Here is a 20912-nt window from a genome sequence, read left to right as displayed (position 1 = left end):
CTTCCTCCTACCTTATTTTTTCTTAGCCTTTTTATCGGCTGCATGACCGCGATAAGTACGGGTCGGCGCGAATTCACCCAGTTTGTGACCAACCATTTCGTCGGAAACGTAAACTGGAACATGCTGACGACCATTATGGACAGCGATGGTCAAACCGATCATGTTAGGAAAGATCGTTGAACGACGGGACCAAGTCTTAACAGGCTTTTTGTCACCGCTTTCCACCGCTTTCTCTACCTTCTTCAGCAAGTGCAGGTCAATGAAAGGACCTTTCTTGAGAGAACGTGGCATGGCTTATCCTCTAATTATTTCTTAGTACGACGATGAACGATGAAATGTTCAGTGCGTTTGTTTTTACGAGTCTTCTTACCTTTGGTTTGAACGCCCCAAGGTGTTACTGGGTGTTTACCAAAGTTACGACCTTCACCACCACCATGTGGGTGATCGACTGGGTTCATCGCAGTACCGCGAACGGTAGGACGAATACCACGCCAGCGACTTGCACCAGCTTTACCCAGAACGCGTAACATGTGCTCAGAGTTGCCAACTTCACCGATAGTTGCACGGCAATCAGAAGGAACTTTACGCATTTCACCAGAACGCAGACGAATAGTGACATAAGCACCATCACGAGCAACGATCTGAACGTAAGTACCAGCTGAACGAGCTAACTGACCACCTTTACCTGGTTTCATTTCTACGTTATGAACTGTAGAACCAACCGGGATATTACGCATTGGTAAGGTGTTACCCGCTTTGATAGCAGCATCAACGCCAGACTGAACTTTATCACCCGCTTTCAGGCCTTTTGGAGCCAGAATGTAGCGACGTTCACCATCAGCATACAGCACTAAAGCGATGTTAGCTGAACGGTTTGGATCATATTCCAGACGTTCTACTGTCGCAGGGATACCATCTTTGTTGCGTTTGAAGTCAACAATACGGTAAGCCTGTTTGTGACCACCACCGATATGACGGGTAGTGATACGACCATTGTTGTTACGACCACCGGACTTGCTGTTTTTTTCCAGCAATGGCGCATAAGGTTTCCCTTTATGCAGCTCAGGGTTTACCACTTTAACTACGTGGCGACGGCCCGGAGACGTAGGTTTACATTTAACAATTGCCATTGTTCTTTACTCCTCCGACTTACTCAGCGCCGCCGACGAAGTCCAGATTCTGGCCTTCCTTCAGGGTTACGTAAGCTTTTTTCCAGTCGCTACGACGACCAATACGCTGACCGTGACGTTTCACTTTGCCTTTCATCAGCAGAGTGTTAACACTTTCAACTTCGACTTCAAACAGTTTTTGTACAGCTGCTTTAATCTCTGCTTTGGTCGCGTCTTTAGCAACTTTGAGAACGATGGTATTTGATTTTTCCATCGCGATAGAAGCTTTTTCAGATACATGCGGCGCGCGCAGTACTTTCAGCAGACGTTCTTCACGGATCATGCCAGCATCTCCTCAACTTGCTTCACAGCGTCAGCAGTCATGACGACTTTGTCGAAGGCGATTAAGCTAACAGGGTCGATTGTTGCTGCATCACGTACGTCAACTTTATATAAGTTACGTGCTGCTAAATACAGATTCTCATCTACATCAGCAGTGACGATCAGAACATCAACCAGAGCCATATCTTTCAGTTTCTGTGCTAAAAGCTTAGTTTTAGGCGCTTCAACAGAAAAATTCTCTACGACGATCAGACGATCTTGACGTACCAATTCAGACAGAATGCTCTTCAGAGCACCACGGTACATCTTTTTGTTTACTTTTTGACTGTGGTCCTGTGGTTTAGCTGCGAAGCTAACACCACCAGAGCGCCAAATTGGGCTCTTGATTGAACCTGAACGTGCACGACCTGTACCTTTCTGTCTCCAAGGCTTTTTGCCTGAACCAGAAACTTCAGCACGGGTTTTCTGAGCACGAGTACCTTGACGAGCACCAGCAGCGTATGCAACGACTACTTGATGCACAAGCGCTTCGTTAAAGTCACGCCCGAAGGTAGTTTCGGAAACAGTCAGCGCGCCTTGCGCGTCTTTCATTACCAATTCCATTCCTATCTCCTCGACGTTACGCCTTGACAGCTGGTTTAACGATCAGGTCACTGCCAGTTGCACCTGGAACAGCACCTTTGACCAGCAGCAGGTTGCGCTCAGCGTCAACACGTACTACTTCCAGGCTCTGAACGGTAACTTGTTCGTTACCCAGTTGACCTGCCATTTTCTTGCCTTTAAACACCTTACCCGGAGTCTGGTTCTGACCGATAGAACCCGGAACACGGTGAGACAAGGAGTTACCATGGGTAGCATCTTGAGTACGGAAGTTCCAGCGCTTTACAGTACCGGCAAAACCTTTACCTTTAGATGTTCCAGTAACGTCGACTTTTTTAACGTCAGCGAAAATTTCTACGCTAATGCTTTGACCTACAGTGTATTCTTCGCCTTCATTCAGACGGAATTCACGTAGTAAGCGACCAGCTTCAACACCAGCTTTAGCAAAATGCCCTGCTTCAGGTTTCAGTACACGGTTAGCTTTTTTGCTACCAGTAGTCACCTGAATGGCACGATAACCGTCTTTCTCTAGATCTCTGACCTGAGTAACACGGTTGTTTTCAATTTCGATAACGGTTACAGGGATTGAAACGCCATCTTCAGTGAAGATACGAGTCATTCCTACTTTCTTACCGACTAAACCAATCATTGTTTCAACCTCTCAATCGCTTGATGACCTGATTAACCTAGGCTGATCTGCACGTCTACGCCGGCAGCCAGATCCAGACGCATCAGAGCATCAACGGTTTTCTCGGTTGGCTCAACGATGTCAACCAGACGTTTGTGAGTGCGAATTTCATACTGATCACGCGCATCTTTATTAACGTGCGGAGAAATCAACACTGTGAAACGCTCTTTGCGCGTCGGCAGTGGGATTGGACCACGAACTTGCGCACCAGTGCGCTTAGCAGTCTCTACGATTTCCGCAGTTGATTGATCAATCAGACGATGATCAAAAGCTTTCAGGCGGATACGGATTCTTTGGTTCTGCATGAGACCAGAGCTCCAACTATTTTTTATAAACGTAAATGATCACTACTCGTACCCATTTCGATTGATGAGAGAGTGTAATCGTTCTGCATATAACTCCCCAATCGGGAGTATTATATTAATGCAATATAAAATCTGCATTAGCTGATAAATCAGCCTCACTAAATCAGTGAGCCTGCGCATTATACTTGCCTGAGTGATGAAATCAAGCCAAGAATAAAAAATCAGCGATAAAAATTCGTTTTATCTTTTCAAAAATAAAAAAAGCAAAGGCACCTTCATTACCTTTGCTTTAAAAAGCATCTAATAATTCACTAACGAAGGTGAATTATTCTTTTCTGTATGAGCCAAATTACTCTTCAATAATTTGAGCTTGTAGATAATTTTGAAGTCCCATGCGTTCGATAAGTTCAAGCTGGGTTTCTATCCAATCAATGTGCCCTTCTTCATCGATTAGAATTTCTAGCATGAGATCACGGCTGACATAATCATGAATTGAATCTGCGTAAGCAATGGCTTCACGTAAATCTTTGGCACCGCCTAATTCTAATTCCAAATCAGAACGTAGCATCTCTTCAACATCTTCACCGATGTTTAATTTGCCTAAATCTTGTAAATTTGGAATGCCTTCAAGGAACAAGATACGCTCGATATATTTATCTGCGTGTTTCATCTCGTCTATGGATTCATGATATTCCATTTCATTGAGACGTGAGAGTCCCCAATTCTTGAACATTCGGGCATGTAGGAAATACTGATTAATTGCAACAAGCTCACCACCTAATAACTTATTAAGGTGGGCTATCATTTTTTTATCACCTTTCATTTTTATGCTCCTTTGCTTCCAGTCTTTTCAGTGTAGACCTTTTATACAAAGAGGAGAGAAAGGAAATTTAAAATTTGTTATGCAACTTCAGAAATTTGTGGGTAAAGAGCTGATTGCTCATTTTCGATAAGTTGACGGGCTTGACGTACGCACTTACCGCAACAACTTCCAACGGGTAAGATCTTGCGTAATTCATTAATAGTGTGGATTTGATGTTTATGGACAGTTGAGATAATTTTTTTATCACTCACACCGTGGCAAAGACATACGTACATAATAACAACCTCATTAACTACTCACGAACAAGATAGTAAATGATAATTATTATGATTTCAATTTCTATTTATTTGACTTAAGTGTTTTTACTTATTTATATCATCAACGATGATGATGCAGGAGAAAACATTAATACTTTGCTGAGATTTAAAATATCTAATCTTCAGATACAAAAAAAGGGCATCTTACGATGCCCTCTTCATGCATAAATCTATCGGGAATTAACCTAATACTTTAGCAACAACGCCCGCACCTACTGTACGGCCACCTTCACGGATAGCGAAACGTAAACCGTCGTCCATCGCGATTGGGTGAATCAGTTCAACGATCATGTTGATGTTGTCACCTGGCATTACCATTTCTACGCCTTCTGGTAATTCGATAGTACCAGTTACGTCAGTTGTACGGAAGTAGAACTGTGGACGGTAGCCTTTGAAGAATGGAGTATGACGACCACCTTCATCTTTGCTCAGAATATAAACTTCTGATTCGAATTTAGTGTGTGGCTTGATTGAACCTGGTTTTGCCAGTACTTGTCCACGTTCGATTTCTTCACGTTTAGTACCACGCAGAAGAACACCAACGTTCTCACCTGCACGACCTTCGTCAAGTAATTTACGGAACATTTCAACGCCAGTACAAGTTGTTTTAACTGTTGGTTTGATACCAACGATTTCAACTTCTTCACCAACTTTAACAACACCACGCTCAACACGACCAGTTACTACTGTACCACGGCCTGAGATTGAGAATACGTCTTCGATTGGTAACAGGAATGGTTTGTCAATTGCACGCTCTGGTTCTGGGATGTATGAATCCAGTGCTTCTGCTAATTCAACAATTTTTGCTTCCCACTCAGCTTCGCCTTCCAGTGCTTTCAGCGCTGAACCACGGATTACTGGAGTGTCGTCACCTGGGAAATCGTACTGAGACAGAAGTTCACGAACTTCCATTTCTACTAATTCCAGTAACTCTTCATCATCTACCATGTCACATTTGTTCAGGAATACGATGATGTAAGGAACACCAACCTGACGACCTAACAGGATGTGCTCACGAGTTTGTGGCATTGGGCCATCAGTCGCAGCAACAACCAGGATAGCTCCGTCCATTTGCGCAGCACCAGTGATCATGTTTTTAACATAGTCGGCGTGACCTGGGCAGTCTACGTGTGCGTAGTGACGAGTTGGAGTGTCATATTCTACGTGTGAAGTAGAGATGGTGATACCACGAGCTTTTTCTTCTGGTGCGTTATCGATTTGATCGAATGCACGAGCAGCACCACCGTAAGTTTTAGCTAAAACTGTAGTGATTGCAGCAGTCAGAGTTGTTTTACCGTGGTCAACGTGGCCGATAGTACCAACGTTAACGTGCGGTTTTGAACGTTCAAATTTTTCTTTAGACATTTAAATTGTCCCTCTAAGACACGGAATCGGTGGTTACACCACATCAACCAAGCAGTAAGTAAATTAGCGATTTGCTAGTGCTTGTTAAGATTTTAATCAGGGAGGCAAGAACATGAAGGAGTGGTGCTGATAGGCAGATTCGAACTGCCGACCTCACCCTTACCAAGGGTGCGCTCTACCAACTGAGCTATATCAGCACATCTGGAGCGGGCAGCGGGAATCGAACCCGCATCATCAGCTTGGAAGGCTGAGGTAATAGCCATTATACGATGCCCGCAGAACTCGGCTACCTGACTTAAAATCAGCTTTGTATTCTACTTAAGTGTTTACTAATTTAAAACACTTAAGTTAGGAATTAATGGTGGTGGGAGAAGGATTCGAACCTTCGAAGTCTGTGACGGCAGATTTACAGTCTGCTCCCTTTGGCCGCTTGGGTATCCCACCAAACCTAATTTTTAATGGTGCCGGCACCAAGAGTCGAACTCGGGACCTACTGATTACAAGTCAGTTGCTCTACCAACTGAGCTATGCCGGCTAAGTGGTGCGCATTCTAGGAGGACTTTCATCATGATGCAACAAAAAAATTGCGATATTTGTTCTTTTGCTTAGATTTTGTTCACTTTTGATTGAATTGTTGATTTTTTAGGAAAAAAACGACCAAAATGCCAACAAAAATTCATGATAGATTAGCACGCTAATTTATCTATTCAGTCCCAAATTTATTAATCATCAATAAATTTTTAGAAAAAAGATTAATTGCACCCTTATTAGTCTACGCTAAAAAATTATTTTTATGACTATTTTTTGTACTTTTTTTACAAATTTATTCAGTTCGTGTCAAAAAAAGTAGAAAAAATTTAAAAAATATCTACGCCTAAGAGGCATCACTCGTTATGATGCTGTTTATTTTTTATCGGATACGGGTGTTTTAAACAGCCTGTCCAACCTGCGAATATTAGGCAGATGTTGGCTTATGAATAACAAAGAACGCTTTATAACCCCTTATTTAGAATTTGACAGAAAGCACTGGGCAACGTTAAGAGATTCCGTTCCTTTAACACTAACCGAGAAAGAGATTGCCGATTTAAAAGGAATTAACGAAGAAATTTCTATTGATGATGTCATTGAGATTTATCTTCCTCTTTCAAGATTGCTCAATTTTTACATAAGTTCTAACTTACGTCGTCAAGCCGTCTTAGAGCAGTTTCTTGGAACAAGAAGCGCTAAAATCCCTTATATTATTGGTATAGCCGGCAGTGTTGCTGTTGGTAAGAGCACCACTGCTCGTTTACTACAAGCACTTTTAACCCGTTGGCCAGAACATCGTAAAGTTGATTTAATTACTACTGATGGTTTTCTTTTACCTAATGCGGAGTTAAAGAAACGCGGGATAATGAAGAAGAAAGGATTTCCTGAATCCTATGATATGCATAGCCTTGTCTCTTTCGTTTCTGATATAAAATCAGGCAAGAAGCAAGTAACAGCCCCTGTCTATTCTCATTTAGTGTATGACATCATTCCAGATAAGAAACAGGTTATTGAACAACCGGATATCTTAATTCTTGAAGGATTGAATGTATTACAAAGCAATCAAGATTATCCTCATGATCCGCATAATGTTTTCGTATCAGATTATGTAGATTTCTCTATTTATGTTGATGCTGAAGAAGAATTACTAAAACACTGGTATATCAGTCGCTTTTTAAAATTTAGAGAAGGTGCGTTCACTGATCCTGAATCATATTTTAATAATTACTCTAAATTAAGCAGAGAAGAATCTATTGAAATAGCATCTTCAATTTGGCAAGAAATTAATGGTTTGAATTTAAAACAGAATATTTTGCCGACGAAAGAAAGAGCGAGCCTTATACTGACCAAAGGCCAAAATCATACGATCACCAACGTTCGATTACGTAAATAAATCTAAACAATTAGTGATACTTGGTCTCAGTATTATTGTATTTTAGTTATTCAAAATAATATCGATAAACAAAAAGCTTTCCAATTTAGGAAAGCTTTTTTAGTTTTAGATGTTCGATGCAATTTAAAGCATTACGATGCACTTCTCAGTGAAATTTCACCACCTATATAAGGTATGATTTTTCCATCTTGTTCTAAAAGTAAAGCCCCTTGATCATTGATGCCCTTGGCAATACCAAAGATCTCTTTTTCACCAATAATAAGCTTCACTCGGCGATCCATAAAATTATCTAAACGTTTCCAACGCTCGATAAACACAGATAACCCTTGTTTTTCAAATTGAACAAATGCTTCTCTTAGTGCATTAGTAATTTCACAAGCAAGCTTATTTCTATCAATTTTGATACCAACTTGCTCTAAGTTAATCCATTGCTGGTTAATGGCTTCAGTTTGATTTTTACTCATCGCAATATTGATACCAATACCCGTGACAATATGAGCAACATCGCCTGTTTTTCCTGTTAACTCAACAAGAATACCTGAAAGTTTTTTATCATTTAAATAGAGATCGTTAGGCCATTTAACTTTAACGCCATCTGCACCAAGCTTTTGCAATACCTCAGCCATAATAACGCCGACAACCAAACTCAGTCCTATTGCAGCCGCAGGCCCTTGTTCGAGTTTCCAATACATACTCAAGTATAAATTTCTACCAAAAGGCGAAATCCATTGACGTCCTCTTCGGCCTCGTCCAGCAGACTGGTATTCAGCAATGCAGACATCACCCGATTTTAATGCGCTAATACGTTGTATCAAATACTGGTTAGTAGAATCTATAACAGGAATAACGCTAGCAGGTTCACCTTTGATATTTTTGTTTACACTATCCGCATTTAACAAATTCATAGGAGCATCTAATTGATAGCCCTTTCCTGCGACAGTTTGAACATCGATACCCCAGCTACGCAATGTCTGAATATGTTTGTTAATACCTGCGCGTGTCATTCCTAAGCTTTCGCCTAGTTGCTCTCCTGAATGGATATTTCCGTCAGCAAGAATTTCAATTAATAATAAAGGTGTTGGTGTTTCTTTCATGAAATAGCGTCCACTGCATTGATTTCGCCATATTGACCAATAAAACGGACTTCTGGCTCTAATTGCACACCGAAGCGCTCGAAGACTTTTTGACGTATATATGCAGCTAAATTAACAATGTCTTTGCCTGTTGCCAGACCGTCTTTATTGATAAGAACAAGTGCTTGCTTCATATGAACAGCCGCACCACCAATCTGATGGCCTTTAAGACCGCATTGATCAATCAGCCAACCTGCTGCAAGTTTTACACCATCTTGTTGAACATATTGCGGACAGAAGGGGTATTCTGCTTTTAAATGTTGTGCAATACGAATATCAACAATTGGATTCTTGAAAAAACTACCAGCATTACCTGTTATGGTAGGATCCGGTAGTTTGCTCGTTCTCATAGAGCACACAGACCCAAACACATCTTTTGGCGTAACTGTTTCTAATGATAATTTTGATAAATCGCCATAGGTAAGAATAGGCTCCCATTTTTTGCTAAGCTGTAAGCCTACAGCAACAATGGCAAAGCCTTGCTGATAATGATGTTTGAAAATACTATCTCGGTAACCAAACTGACATTCATTATTAGTTAATCGATGAACATGACCTGTACTTAGTTCAACAATATCTACATAAGCGCAAACATCTTTTAATTCTTTACCATAAGCACCGATATTTTGTATTGGTGCTGAGCCTACATTTCCTGGGATCAGTGATAAATTTTCCAGTCCATAGATGTTCTTTTCTAACAGAAATTCAATAAGTGCATGCCAATTTTCGCCCGCACCAACATGAACAGACCAATATTGCTCATCTTCAGTAATTTCAATACCAGCAATACAGTTGCGAATAACAACACCATTAAAATCTTCTGTAAATAGTACGTTGCTACCACCACCTAGAATAAGGGTGGGCATTTTCTGCTCATGAGCATTTTGCCAATATGTACAAAGCTCATCTTCATTATTTGCAGTTTCTATTTGGTGAGCTTTTGCTCTCAAACCAAATGTATTAAATGCTTGCAATGAAACCGATTCTTTCATGAAAGTCTACCTCATTTAGCTGATGGCTTAGTTTAACAGCCAAGTATCGCTGAGGATAGCAAAGTGATAGGTGATTAGTGTGGAGATATTACATCTGTATTTTAGATGTTGTCTTAGAATGCAAAAAAGCCAACCCATTGGGTTGGCTTTCTCGTCTTATTTAATGCCTGGCAGTTCCCTACTCTCACATGGGGAGGCCCCACACTACCATCGGCGCTACAACGTTTCACTTCTGAGTTCGGCATGGATTCAGGTGGGTCCGCTGCGCTATGGCCGCCAAGCAAATTCTGTTTTTATAACTATCTGTTTATGTAGCTATAATTAATTTTTTATGGTGCTGATACCCAGATTCGAACTGGGGACCTCACCCTTACCAAGGGTGTGCTCTACCAACTGAGCCATATCAGCACTAGTGGCTTATTGTCACCGGCTGACACAGCCTAAATTTGATGCCTGGCAGTTCCCTACTCTCACATGGGGAGACCCCACACTACCATCGGCGCTACAACGTTTCACTTCTGAGTTCGGCATGGATTCAGGTGGGTCCGCTGCGCTATGGCTGCCAAGCAAATTCTGTTTTATTACCCGTTATTGTGTATCTCTACACATTAACCAGCAATATTCAATCTTAAACAAGCTTACTTCATCTACTGTCGTCTCTCAGACAAAACACCTTCGGTGTTGTCAGGTTAAGCCTCACGGTTCATTAGTACTGGTTAGCTCAACGTATCGCTACGCTTACACACCCAGCCTATCAACGTCTTAGTCTTAAACGTTCCTTTAGGTCACTCAAGGTGACAGGGAAGACTCATCTCGAGGCAAGTTTCCCGCTTAGATGCTTTCAGCGGTTATCTCTTCCGCACTTAGCTACCGGGCAATGCCATTGGCATGACAACCCGAACACCAGTGGTGCGTTCACTCCGGTCCTCTCGTACTAGGAGCAACCCCTCTCAATCTTCCAACGCCCACGGCAGATAGGGACCGAACTGTCTCACGACGTTCTAAACCCAGCTCGCGTACCACTTTAAATGGCGAACAGCCATACCCTTGGGACCTACTTCAGCCCCAGGATGTGATGAGCCGACATCGAGGTGCCAAACACCGCCGTCGATATGAACTCTTGGGCGGTATCAGCCTGTTATCCCCGGAGTACCTTTTATCCGTTGAGCGATGGCCCTTCCATTCAGAACCACCGGATCACTAAGACCTACTTTCGTACCTGCTCGAGCCGTCACTCTCACAGTCAAGCTGGCTTATGCCTTTGCACTAACCGCATGATGTCCGACCATGCTTAGCCAACCTTCGTGCTCCTCCGTTACTCTTTAGGAGGAGACCGCCCCAGTCAAACTACCCACCAGACACGGTCCCCGATCCAGATTATGGACCTAGGTTAGAACATCAAACGTTAAAGGGTGGTATTTCAAGGTTGACTCCATGCAGACTGGCGTCCACACTTCATAGTCTCCCACCTATCCTACACATCAAGGCTCAATGTTCAGTGTCAAGCTATAGTAAAGGTTCACGGGGTCTTTCCGTCTTGCCGCGGGTACACTGCATCTTCACAGCGAGTTCAATTTCACTGAGTCTCGGGTGGAGACAGCCTGGCCATCATTACGCCATTCGTGCAGGTCGGAACTTACCCGACAAGGAATTTCGCTACCTTAGGACCGTTATAGTTACGGCCGCCGTTTACTGGGGCTTCGATCAAGAGCTTCTCCTTACGGATAACCCCATCAATTAACCTTCCAGCACCGGGCAGGCGTCACACCGTATACGTCCACTTTCGTGTTTGCACAGTGCTGTGTTTTTAATAAACAGTTGCAGCCAGCTGGTATCTTCGACTGGCTTCGGCTCCGTCCGCAAGGGACTTCACTTACCGCCAGCGTGCCTTCTCCCGAAGTTACGGCACCATTTTGCCTAGTTCCTTCACCCGAGTTCTCTCAAGCGCCTGAGTATTCTCTACCTGACCACCTGTGTCGGTTTGGGGTACGATTGTTGGTAACCTGAAGCTTAGAGGCTTTTCCTGGAAGCAGGGCATCAATTGCTTCACCACCTTAGTGGCTCGTCATCACACCTCAGCATTAAGTGACCGGATTTGCCTAATCACTCTGCCTACATGCTTGAACCGGGACGACCGTCGCCCGGACAACCTAGCCTTCTCCGTTCCCCCATCGCAGTTACCACCAGTACGGGAATATTAACCCGTTTCCCATCGACTACGCTTTTCAGCCTCGCCTTAGGGGTCGACTCACCCTGCCCCGATTAACGTTGGACAGGAACCCTTGGTCTTCCGGCGTGCGGGTTTTTCACCCGCATTATCGTTACTTATGTCAGCATTCGCACTTCTGATACCTCCAGCATACCTCACAGTACACCTTCGCAGGCTTACAGAACGCTCCCCTACCCAACAACACATAGTGTCGCTGCCGCAGCTTCGGTGCATGGTTTAGCCCCGTTACATCTTCCGCGCGGGCCGACTCGACCAGTGAGCTATTACGCTTTCTTTAAATGATGGCTGCTTCTAAGCCAACATCCTGGCTGTCTGAGCCTTCCCACTTCGTTTCCCACTTAACCATGACTTTGGGACCTTAGCTGGCGGTCTGGGTTGTTTCCCTCTTCACGACGGACGTTAGCACCCGCCGTGTGTCTCCCGTGATAACATTCTTCGGTATTCGCAGTTTGCATCGAGTTGGTAAGTCGGGATGACCCCCTAGTCGAAACAGTGCTCTACCCCCGAAGATGAGTTCACGAGGCGCTACCTAAATAGCTTTCGGGGAGAACCAGCTATCTCCCGGTTTGATTGGCCTTTCACCCCCATCCACAAGTCATCCGCTAATTTTTCAACATTAGTCGGTTCGGTCCTCCAGTTAGTGTTACCCAACCTTCAACCTGCCCATGGATAGATCACCGGGTTTCGGGTCTATACCCTGCAACTCATTCGCCCAGTTAAGACTCGGTTTCCCTACGGCTCCCCTATACGGTTAACCTTGCTACAGAATATAAGTCGCTGACCCATTATACAAAAGGTACGCAGTCACCCCATAAAGAGGCTCCTACTGCTTGTACGTACACGGTTTCAGGTTCTTTTTCACTCCCCTCGCCGGGGTTCTTTTCGCCTTTCCCTCACGGTACTGGTTCACTATCGGTCAATCAGGAGTATTTAGCCTTGGAGGATGGTCCCCCCATATTCAGACAGGATAACACGTGTCCCGCCCTACTCGTCGAGTTCACAATAACAGCATCTTCGGATACGGGGCTATCACCCTTTACTGCCGGACTTTCCAGACCGTTCTCCTGATGCTGCTATTGATTAAGACTCTGGGCTGTTCCCCGTTCGCTCGCCGCTACTAGGGGAATCTCGGTTGATTTCTTTTCCTCGGGGTACTGAGATGTTTCAGTTCTCCCGGTTCGCTTCATGACGCTATGTATTCACGTCATGATAATATCCATTGGATATTGGGTTTCCCCATTCGGAAATCGTCGGGTATAACGGTTCATATCACCTTACCGACGCTTATCGCAGATTAGCACGTCCTTCATCGCCTCTGATTGCCTAGGCATCCACCGTGTACGCTTATTCGCTTAACCTCACAACCCGAAGATGTTTCTCTCGAAGACCAATGTCTTGAGTTCACACTTCAAGGTCTGAGATTTTGAGAGACTCATCAATATACCTCGGTGATATATTGATTTGTTTTCAATTTTTCAGCTTGTTCCAGATTGTTAAAGAGCATAATAGGTAAAATAACTCATGCGAATTATCTTAACTATTCTCTGATTTTCATCAGACATAGTGTGGTACGCCTTTCACTCATACCGCGCAATTGGCGTCCCCTAGGGGATTCGAACCCCTGTTACCGCCGTGAAAGGGCGGTGTCCTAGGCCTCTAGACGAAGGGGACTCTTGTCAGCTTCGCAGACGCGCTTTTGCTCGTTCTTCATCAGACAATCTGTGTGAGCACTACACATAACACGTATCTCTTAGGTAAGGAGGTGATCCAACCGCAGGTTCCCCTACGGTTACCTTGTTACGACTTCACCCCAGTCATGAATCACAAAGTGGTAAGCGCCCTCCCGAAGGTTAAGCTACCTACTTCTTTTGCAACCCACTCCCATGGTGTGACGGGCGGTGTGTACAAGGCCCGGGAACGTATTCACCGTAGCATTCTGATCTACGATTACTAGCGATTCCGACTTCATGGAGTCGAGTTGCAGACTCCAATCCGGACTACGACAGACTTTATGAGTTCCGCTTGCTCTCGCGAGGTCGCTTCTCTTTGTATCTGCCATTGTAGCACGTGTGTAGCCCTACTCGTAAGGGCCATGATGACTTGACGTCATCCCCACCTTCCTCCGGTTTATCACCGGCAGTCTCCTTTGAGTTCCCGCCATCACGCGCTGGCAACAAAGGATAAGGGTTGCGCTCGTTGCGGGACTTAACCCAACATTTCACAACACGAGCTGACGACAGCCATGCAGCACCTGTCTCAGAGTTCCCGAAGGCACTCCTCTATCTCTAAAGGATTCTCTGGATGTCAAGAGTAGGTAAGGTTCTTCGCGTTGCATCGAATTAAACCACATGCTCCACCGCTTGTGCGGGCCCCCGTCAATTCATTTGAGTTTTAACCTTGCGGCCGTACTCCCCAGGCGGTCGATTTAACGCGTTAGCTCCAGAAGCCACGGTTCAAGACCACAACCTCTAAATCGACATCGTTTACAGCGTGGACTACCAGGGTATCTAATCCTGTTTGCTCCCCACGCTTTCGCACCTGAGCGTCAGTCTTTGTCCAGGGGGCCGCCTTCGCCACCGGTATTCCTCCACATCTCTACGCATTTCACCGCTACACGTGGAATTCTACCCCCCTCTACAAGACTCTAGCCAACCAGTTTCAGATGCAATTCCCAAGTTAAGCTCGGGGCTTTCACATCTGACTTAATTGACCGCCTGCGTGCGCTTTACGCCCAGTAATTCCGATTAACGCTTGCACCCTCCGTATTACCGCGGCTGCTGGCACGGAGTTAGCCGGTGCTTCTTCTGCGGGTAACGTCAATTGCTAAGAGTATTAATCTTAACACCTTCCTCCCCGCTGAAAGTACTTTACAACCCTAAGGCCTTCTTCATACACGCGGCATGGCTGCATCAGGCTTGCGCCCATTGTGCAATATTCCCCACTGCTGCCTCCCGTAGGAGTCTGGGCCGTGTCTCAGTCCCAGTGTGGCTGATCATCCTCTCAGACCAGCTAGAGATCGTCGCCTAGGTGAGCCATTACCTCACCTACTAGCTAATCCCATATGGGTTCATCCGATAGCGCAAGGTCCGAAGAGCCCCTGCTTTGGTCCGTAGACGTCATGCGGTATTAGCCACCGTTTCCAGTAGTTATCCCCCTCTATCGGGCAGATCCCCATACATTACTCACCCGTCCGCCGCTCGTCAGCAAGAAAGCAAGCTTTCCCCTGTTACCGCTCGACTTGCATGTGTTAGGCCTGCCGCCAGCGTTCAATCTGAGCCATGATCAAACTCTTCAATTAAAAGTGTTTGATGCTCAAAGAAATCGAAAACTTAGCTATTCATAAATGAATTTACTTTTGTTGTTCACTCTTCAAGACTTGATACATCTAATATTTTAGAAGATATCGTCTCTGCGAGTGCCCACACAGATTGTCTGATAATTTGTTAAAGAGCAGTGCAACATTCGCTGCCGTTTCCGGTCTTCTGCGTTGTTGCGAGGAGGTGCATTCTACATCTTCCTCATTCAGTGTCAAGCGTTTATTCTCAAGGCTTTTCACTTTTTTCTTTGTTCTCTCGGCTAACTCACTTAGCGTGGTTTGCCGTGACAACGAGGGCGCATTATAGGGAGTTTTGTGAAGCTGGCAACACTTTTTTTGAGTTTTTTTACTGACCGTTGAATTTTCAATCAAATTGCACTTAAAGCGCCAGTTTTCTGAGCGATTCGAAGCCAAAACTTGCTAAAACAGGTTTTAGTAATTCGCTATTCTCATCTTCTTTTAAGCAATAAGCGAAGCTAATTTCATTTGAACCTTTTATTTTCGCTTGATTTACGACCAACCACGCAGTTCTTCGTGCAATTGCAGCACCAGAATCGATGATTCGTGTGCCATCAGGTAAAACAGAAAGAAGTTCATCCGCTAATAAAGGGAAATGAGTGCAACCTAGTACCACTGTATCCGGTGGCTCTTTCATTTTTAGCCAAGGTGTAAGGATTTTGCGAAGCTCATCTAAAGAAACCTCTTCACCATGAAGTTTTCTTTCTGCCAGTTCTACCAGCTCAGCCGAACCTAAAGAGTGAACTTTGCAATCAGTTGCAAAGCGTTCAATAAGTTCATGGGTATAAGGACGTTTAACTGTTGCTCTGGTCGCTAATAATCCAACCACGCCATTACATGTTAATTTAGCCGCTGGCTTAATCGCCGGAACAACACCCACAATAGGGATCTCTGTAAACTTGGCGCGTAAAGCAGGAAGGCTTACTGTACTTGCTGTATTGCAAGCAATAACAATAGTGGCGAGATCATGTTTTTCAGCAACCGCGCTAACTATTCGAACAACACGGTCAATAATGAACTCTTGTGATTTTTCACCATAAGGGAAAGCTTCATTATCGAAAACATAGATATAGTGAGCCTCCGGTAGTTTTTCACGGATCTCACGATAAACAGATAAACCGCCAACCCCTGAATCAAAAACTAATACAGTAGGGTTAGCGGTAGATAGTGCATCAGAAGTTGTAACTTCCTGTGAGGAAGTATTCTCGTCCTGGCGTGCGATAGCCATAAGCTGTCTCATAATCTTTATCAAACAGGTTGGCTATTCTACCACGAATTGAGAGATGTGATGTAATAGGATATGAAGCAGTTAAATCCCAAATACTCACACCACCTAAAGAAACATTCTCATAAGTCCCATAATCTTTATCTGTGCGCTGACCGATATATTGGTAAGTCACACCCATATCGAGTTTCTCGACTTGCCAATCAAGTTGATATTTCAGTTGTTGACGAGCACGACGATCAAGACGTTGATGCGTTTCTTTATTTCTTGCGTCTATATATTGTAGGTTAAAGGTATGATGAAAAACCCAAGTATCCATTTCACCTGTAAATTCCACACCTTTAATTAAAGCTTTACCAACATTGTAATTACGATATGGATAGTTCGATTCACCTTGGATCAAAGAGTTCACATCATTACGATACGCCGTTAATCGCCACTCTAAAGGTCCTGTTAGTCCTTCAAAGCCGCCTTCCCACTGTTTACTCTTTTCAGGTTGTAAGTCTGGATTACTTCCCCATTCACTATAAAGTTGCATCAGTGTCGGAGCTTTAAATGCCGTACCATAACCACCAATCACACGATAACCGTCAACAAATTCCCAGCCTAGGTTAGTTTGCCAAGTAGTATGCCAGCCATATTCTGAATGCTTATCAGAACGTACAGAGGCTTCAGCGATAATCTCACCTAATTTTTGCTGCCCTGTTAGATATAAGCCAGTATTGTCGAAGTGTTCTTTATTAGGAAATCCATTGGAGCCTGCTTTAATAGATTGACGTTGCCAATCAACACCACCACCAATACTACCATCCCCTAATAAAAGGTGATTTCCCCACTGCACATTATATTGCTCAGAGTTGGTAAAACGGCTTCCTTTACCATAGCGACCATAACGAGGATCATAGTCATAATCTTTGGTGTAGTTATAGCTAGTATTTAAAGAAGAAGAGTAGTTATCGCGATGAAACTTCACGCCACCATCATAGGTACGGCTAAATAGAGCTCTTGTATCCGTTAATGTATCGTTATAACTGTCATAATAAGCATCATAAGCGGTGCGATTATCAAAACCATAAGCTCGTGCATATAAAGAAACGTCATCATTAATATCATGATTAACCCCTAACCACAGTGACTTATTCATAAAGCCATCACGATCAGGTTGTGGATATCCACCAGTATTTCCATTCGCTTCTACATCATAACCTTTGGTATAGAGATAACTACCTGCTGCGGTTAATGTTGTTCTATCCCCGACTTTCTGTTTTACCGAACCATCATATTCTTGATAACCATGAGAACCCATTGTGGCATTAAGCGTTCCTCCTTCCGTTTTTCTTTCTGTGAGGATATTAATCACGCCGCCAATCGCATCTGAACCATAAACAGAAGAACGAGGCCCTCTTATATATTCAATACGTTGAACAAGAGAAAGGGGAATTTGGCTAATATCGGAACTACCAGATACGTTAGCCTGATTTAAACGCACACCATCCACTAAGATAAGAACATGACGAGATTCAGTCCCACGGACATAAATAGAGCTCATCTGCCCTATCCCGCCGTTTTGCCCCACATCAATACCCGGCATTCTGCGTAATACATCAATAACACTATTACTCTGCCAACGATCGATCTGTTCACGTTCAACAACAGTGATAGGCGCTAGAATAGAAGAGTTAGGCTCTTGAAAGCGGTTCGCGGTCACACTTAATGTATCGCTGTTATTCGCAAACGCACCAAAACTGCTCACCATGACACTCAAAGCCACACTCGAAGCCATACTAGAAATAAGAAAAACTTTTTTATTATTCATGAAAATCTGCATCCAACAGAATAAGTAGCAGGATGCCGCCAAAATTAAATAAAGCGCGTATTTAATTTAAGATGCGACAGGTCTTCGGCAGGTCTTCGGACTCTAGGTTAAATAAACAATTTTGTATATTTAAGATAATGACTTCCCACCGCACTTATAAGGTGCTTTGTAGTGTCTTTTATTATCCTTGATCCTATTACCGCTGCGCGTCAGTTCTGGCTTTGCACCAGATTCCCTTTTCACTCCTATTAGGAGACCGAATAACTATGCTACGATTTCAAATCCACTGAGTCCAGAAATTGAACATGAAGAATACTGGACATCTTCATGAGGATCTCTACAATTTCGCTCGCTTAACTTTATTACTGCCAAAAAAAGGCGAGATACCATGCAGAATTCATTACCAACGCAAACATATCAGTCTCAACTGAATGAAAAAACACAACGTCTACAAACAATGATGGCCCCTTTTAATGCGCCTGAAGCAGAGGTTTTTTCATCACCAGAACAGCATTATCGTATGCGTGCGGAATTCCGTATCTGGCATGAAGAAGATTCTCTCTATCATATTATGTTTGACCAAGAGACTAAGCAGCGTATTCGTGTTGACCAATTTCCGGTTGCCAGCCAACTTATTAATAAAATGATGGCTGCCTTGTTAGCAGAAATAAAAGATAAACCGACACTCAGAAAGAAACTGTTTCAGATTGATTATCTTTCTACGTTGAGTAATAAAATTATTGTCTCATTGCTTTATCACAAGAAAATTGATGAAACCTGGCAACAAGAAGCAATGGCATTACGCCAATCATTAATTGCTCAAGGTTTTGATGTGCAATTAATCGGTCGCGCATATAAAACAAAAATTATGCTCGATAACGATTTTATTGATGAAGTGCTCCCCGTTGCTGGCAAAGAGATGATTTATCGCCAAGTTGAAAATAGCTTCACGCAACCTAATGCACAGGTCAATATTAAGATGTTGGAATGGGCATTAAAAGCAACGGAAAATGCAAAAGGCGATCTGCTTGAGCTGTATTGCGGTAACGGTAACTTTTCATTAGCGCTCGCACGTAATTTTGATCGCGTACTGGCAACAGAAATCGCCAAGCCTTCTGTTTATGCCGCACAATATAATATTGCAATGAACAATATTGATAATGTGAAGATTATTCGCATGTCTGCTGAAGATTTTACTCAAGCAATGAATGGAGTAAGGGAATTTAAACGCCTAGAAGGGATCGATTTAAAAGATTACCAATGTGAAACCATTTTTGTTGACCCACCTCGTAGTGGCTTAGATGAGAAAACTGTAGAGTTGGTTAAAAGTTACCCTAGCATTTTATACATTTCTTGCAACCCAGAAACACTGTGCCAGAATTTAGAAACGCTAATTAAAACACATAAAATCAGCAAATTAGCTTTATTCGATCAATTCCCATACACTCATCATATGGAATGTGGCGTGCTATTAGAAAAAAGATAACTGCTTATTTCACTTGTTATAGATAAAAAATCTCCAATAGCACCAATAAAAACAAAAACACCAGCAAGATAACTTGCTGGTGTCAAAATTTCGCTGTGTTTACAACAAAGAGATAAGTACAGACTAGTACTGTTCTGCTTGTGATGCTCTTTCAGCTTCTTCAGCTTGTAGGCGTAAGCGTTGGCGCTGTTTAAATTGACGATAAATCCACAACGCAACAATAACAATACAAACAGAAGAGAAAAAGTTTGAACCCCATTCAGGATTAACGGTTCTGGTGTAAGCGTTATAACCGAATAGGCCTAATAAAAAGAATGAAAAAATCAGCTTAGGCATACCATCGGTCATAGGTTGATTTAAATAACGCTGATATAAACAGTAAACTGCCAAGATTAAACTGATGAGTGGGAAAACTGACCACGTCTCAATAAATGAATTAAAAAAACTCGAATAAGTACCATGTAAAGCGACACCAATGACTGTGGCAAGTAATAGCGTGCTTTTTTCACAGCGATTTTGTTCCATCATTTGTCTCCTTTCTGATGCGTTTTTTTCTTTATCTCTGGGTTATCTTGTAGAGGTATTTGCGTTTCTTGCTCGCGTCGATACCAATAATAGGCACCTTTAGCAATCATTCGCAGTTGTATAACTAATCTTTCTTCTAATTGTTGACGCTTTTCAATATCAATATCCAGTGCTTCTGCGCCTGCACTAAATACAATAGTGACCATTGCTTCAGATTGCATTTCTGTAAAATAACGTGGCATATGACTTTCTTGCTCAAGGTAGTCTGCCAGTTCTGCAATAAAATGTTGGATCTCTCGTGCGACTGCGGCACGAAATTCCGCCGAAGTCCCAGAACGCTCACGTAATAATAATCGAAACGCATTAGGATTATTGCCAATGAATTCCATAAAAGTAGCTACTGATGTTCTGATAACACTGCCACCTTTCGCAATACGTTGACGTGCTTGGCGCATTAATTGACGTAACATCAATCCACTTTCATCAACCATCGTGAGTCCTAGTTCATCAACATCTTTAAAATGACGATAAAATGAGGTAGGTGCAATACCAGCTTCTCTAGCCACTTCTCGTAAACTTAGGCTTGTAAAGCTACGCTCGGCACTGAGTTGGCTAAAAGCAGCTTCAATTAAAGAGCGACGGGTTTTTTCTTTTTGTTTAGCTCTGATGCCAATATTATTACTCACGGAAATCCTGATAAT

At 43.2% G+C, this 20912-nt stretch carries 17 protein-coding genes, 6 tRNA genes, 4 rRNA genes and 1 riboswitch; of the genes, 2 read left to right on the top strand and 25 right to left on the bottom strand.

Translation table 11 applies throughout. The features are described 5' to 3' along the window. Nucleotides 1-12: 12 nt before the first annotated feature. The 13 genes from rpsS to EHE21_RS00580 form a co-directional block, all read right to left on the bottom strand. On the bottom strand, nucleotides 13-291 hold the full coding sequence (gene rpsS, locus EHE21_RS00640; protein ID WP_004246960.1) for a 30S ribosomal protein S19: 279 nt from the start codon (nucleotides 289-291) through the stop codon (nucleotides 13-15). Nucleotides 292-305: 14 nt separating this feature from the next. Beyond that, entirely contained in the window at nucleotides 306-1130 is an 825-nt protein-coding gene (rplB, locus tag EHE21_RS00635; protein ID WP_006535497.1) for a 50S ribosomal protein L2, read from the bottom strand. A gap of 19 nt (nucleotides 1131-1149) precedes the next feature. Beyond that, complete coding sequence (gene rplW, locus EHE21_RS00630; protein ID WP_004246962.1) at nucleotides 1150-1452, bottom strand: 50S ribosomal protein L23; 303 nt, start codon at nucleotides 1450-1452, stop codon at nucleotides 1150-1152. Then, complete coding sequence (rplD, locus tag EHE21_RS00625; RefSeq protein WP_088494062.1) at nucleotides 1449-2054, bottom strand: 50S ribosomal protein L4; 606 nt, start codon at nucleotides 2052-2054, stop codon at nucleotides 1449-1451. The genes rplW and rplD overlap by 4 nt, the downstream gene beginning before the upstream one ends. Before the next feature lie 16 nt (nucleotides 2055-2070). Then, nucleotides 2071-2700: a 50S ribosomal protein L3 gene (gene rplC, locus EHE21_RS00620; protein WP_023583465.1), complete on the bottom strand. Its 630-nt coding sequence runs from the start codon at nucleotides 2698-2700 to the stop codon at nucleotides 2071-2073. Between the two features lie 32 nt (nucleotides 2701-2732). Further along, on the bottom strand, nucleotides 2733-3044 hold the full coding sequence (gene rpsJ, locus EHE21_RS00615; RefSeq protein WP_001181005.1) for a 30S ribosomal protein S10: 312 nt from the start codon (nucleotides 3042-3044) through the stop codon (nucleotides 2733-2735). A gap of 349 nt (nucleotides 3045-3393) precedes the next feature. Next, nucleotides 3394-3867, bottom strand: coding sequence for a bacterioferritin (gene bfr, locus EHE21_RS00610; protein ID WP_194951601.1), 474 nt, complete (start codon nucleotides 3865-3867; stop codon nucleotides 3394-3396). A 77-nt stretch (nucleotides 3868-3944) separates the two neighbouring features. Continuing rightward, nucleotides 3945-4142, bottom strand: coding sequence for a bacterioferritin-associated ferredoxin (bfd, locus tag EHE21_RS00605; RefSeq protein ID WP_088494063.1), 198 nt, complete (start codon nucleotides 4140-4142; stop codon nucleotides 3945-3947). Between the two features lie 222 nt (nucleotides 4143-4364). Then, nucleotides 4365-5549 carry an elongation factor Tu gene (gene tuf / locus EHE21_RS00600; protein ID WP_088494064.1) on the bottom strand — a complete coding sequence of 395 codons (1185 nt, stop codon included), beginning with the start codon at nucleotides 5547-5549 and terminating at the stop codon, nucleotides 4365-4367. A 121-nt stretch (nucleotides 5550-5670) separates the two neighbouring features. After that, nucleotides 5671-5746: transfer RNA gene (locus EHE21_RS00595), tRNA-Thr, on the bottom strand. Nucleotides 5747-5751: 5 nt separating this feature from the next. Then, a tRNA-Gly gene (locus tag EHE21_RS00590) sits at nucleotides 5752-5826 on the bottom strand. A gap of 82 nt (nucleotides 5827-5908) precedes the next feature. After that, nucleotides 5909-5993 (bottom strand) — tRNA-Tyr (locus EHE21_RS00585). A 15-nt stretch (nucleotides 5994-6008) separates the two neighbouring features. After that, a tRNA-Thr gene (locus EHE21_RS00580) sits at nucleotides 6009-6084 on the bottom strand. A gap of 438 nt (nucleotides 6085-6522) precedes the next feature. Between EHE21_RS00580 and coaA the strand changes: the two genes are divergently transcribed. Further along, complete coding sequence (gene coaA, locus EHE21_RS00575; RefSeq protein WP_088494065.1) at nucleotides 6523-7470, top strand: type I pantothenate kinase; 948 nt, start codon at nucleotides 6523-6525, stop codon at nucleotides 7468-7470. A gap of 131 nt (nucleotides 7471-7601) precedes the next feature. On the opposite strand, the gene birA is transcribed toward coaA, so the two are convergent. The 10 genes from birA to btuB all read right to left on the bottom strand — a co-directional run bounded on the left by birA (nucleotide 7602) and on the right by btuB (nucleotide 18200). After that, complete coding sequence (birA, locus tag EHE21_RS00570) at nucleotides 7602-8564, bottom strand: bifunctional biotin--[acetyl-CoA-carboxylase] ligase/biotin operon repressor BirA (RefSeq protein WP_194951600.1); 963 nt, start codon at nucleotides 8562-8564, stop codon at nucleotides 7602-7604. Beyond that, nucleotides 8561-9595: a UDP-N-acetylmuramate dehydrogenase gene (murB, locus tag EHE21_RS00565; protein WP_194951599.1), complete on the bottom strand. Its 1035-nt coding sequence runs from the start codon at nucleotides 9593-9595 to the stop codon at nucleotides 8561-8563. Before murB ends, birA begins: the two co-directional genes overlap by 4 nt. Before the next feature lie 165 nt (nucleotides 9596-9760). Next, nucleotides 9761-9876 (bottom strand): 5S ribosomal RNA (gene rrf, locus EHE21_RS00560). 51 nt (nucleotides 9877-9927) lie between these two features. Beyond that, nucleotides 9928-10003 (bottom strand) — tRNA-Thr (locus tag EHE21_RS00555). 43 nt (nucleotides 10004-10046) lie between these two features. Next, nucleotides 10047-10162, bottom strand: a 5S ribosomal RNA gene (rrf, locus tag EHE21_RS00550). Nucleotides 10163-10280: 118 nt separating this feature from the next. Then, a 23S ribosomal RNA gene (locus tag EHE21_RS00545) occupies nucleotides 10281-13183 on the bottom strand. Nucleotides 13184-13420: 237 nt separating this feature from the next. Then, a tRNA-Glu gene (locus EHE21_RS00540) sits at nucleotides 13421-13496 on the bottom strand. Between the two features lie 84 nt (nucleotides 13497-13580). Continuing rightward, a 16S ribosomal RNA gene (locus EHE21_RS00535) occupies nucleotides 13581-15123 on the bottom strand. Together the 16S, 23S and 5S rRNA genes with 2 tRNA genes alongside form the textbook arrangement of a ribosomal RNA operon. Nucleotides 15124-15520: 397 nt before the next feature. Further along, nucleotides 15521-16387 (bottom strand): glutamate racemase, encoded by an 867-nt coding sequence (murI, locus tag EHE21_RS00530; RefSeq protein ID WP_194951598.1) that lies wholly within the window; start codon nucleotides 16385-16387, stop codon nucleotides 15521-15523. After that, nucleotides 16332-18200, bottom strand: coding sequence for a TonB-dependent vitamin B12 receptor BtuB (gene btuB, locus EHE21_RS00525; RefSeq protein WP_194951597.1), 1869 nt, complete (start codon nucleotides 18198-18200; stop codon nucleotides 16332-16334). Before btuB ends, murI begins: the two co-directional genes overlap by 56 nt. 68 nt (nucleotides 18201-18268) lie before the next feature. Next, nucleotides 18269-18476, bottom strand: a riboswitch (cobalamin riboswitch). A gap of 112 nt (nucleotides 18477-18588) precedes the next feature. Between btuB and trmA the strand changes: the two genes are divergently transcribed. Further along, nucleotides 18589-19686 carry a tRNA (uridine(54)-C5)-methyltransferase TrmA gene (trmA, locus tag EHE21_RS00520; RefSeq protein ID WP_194951596.1) on the top strand — a complete coding sequence of 366 codons (1098 nt, stop codon included), beginning with the start codon at nucleotides 18589-18591 and terminating at the stop codon, nucleotides 19684-19686. A 123-nt stretch (nucleotides 19687-19809) separates the two neighbouring features. Here the strand turns inward: trmA and EHE21_RS00515 are convergent, their stop codons facing one another. Continuing rightward, nucleotides 19810-20211: a YijD family membrane protein gene (locus EHE21_RS00515; RefSeq protein WP_036933245.1), complete on the bottom strand. Its 402-nt coding sequence runs from the start codon at nucleotides 20209-20211 to the stop codon at nucleotides 19810-19812. Next, a complete protein-coding gene (gene fabR, locus EHE21_RS00510; protein ID WP_069366914.1) occupies nucleotides 20211-20897 on the bottom strand; it encodes an HTH-type transcriptional repressor FabR in 687 nt (228 codons plus the stop codon). Before fabR ends, EHE21_RS00515 begins: the two co-directional genes overlap by 1 nt. Between the last annotated feature and the right edge of the window lie 15 nt (nucleotides 20898-20912).

The organism is Proteus sp. GOKU (assembly GCF_015475555.1).
Classification (GTDB): Bacteria; Pseudomonadota; Gammaproteobacteria; order Enterobacterales; family Enterobacteriaceae; genus Proteus; species Proteus mirabilis_B.
The sequence above is the reverse complement of the archived record's forward strand: the minus strand, read 5'-3'. Positions and strand labels throughout refer to the sequence as shown.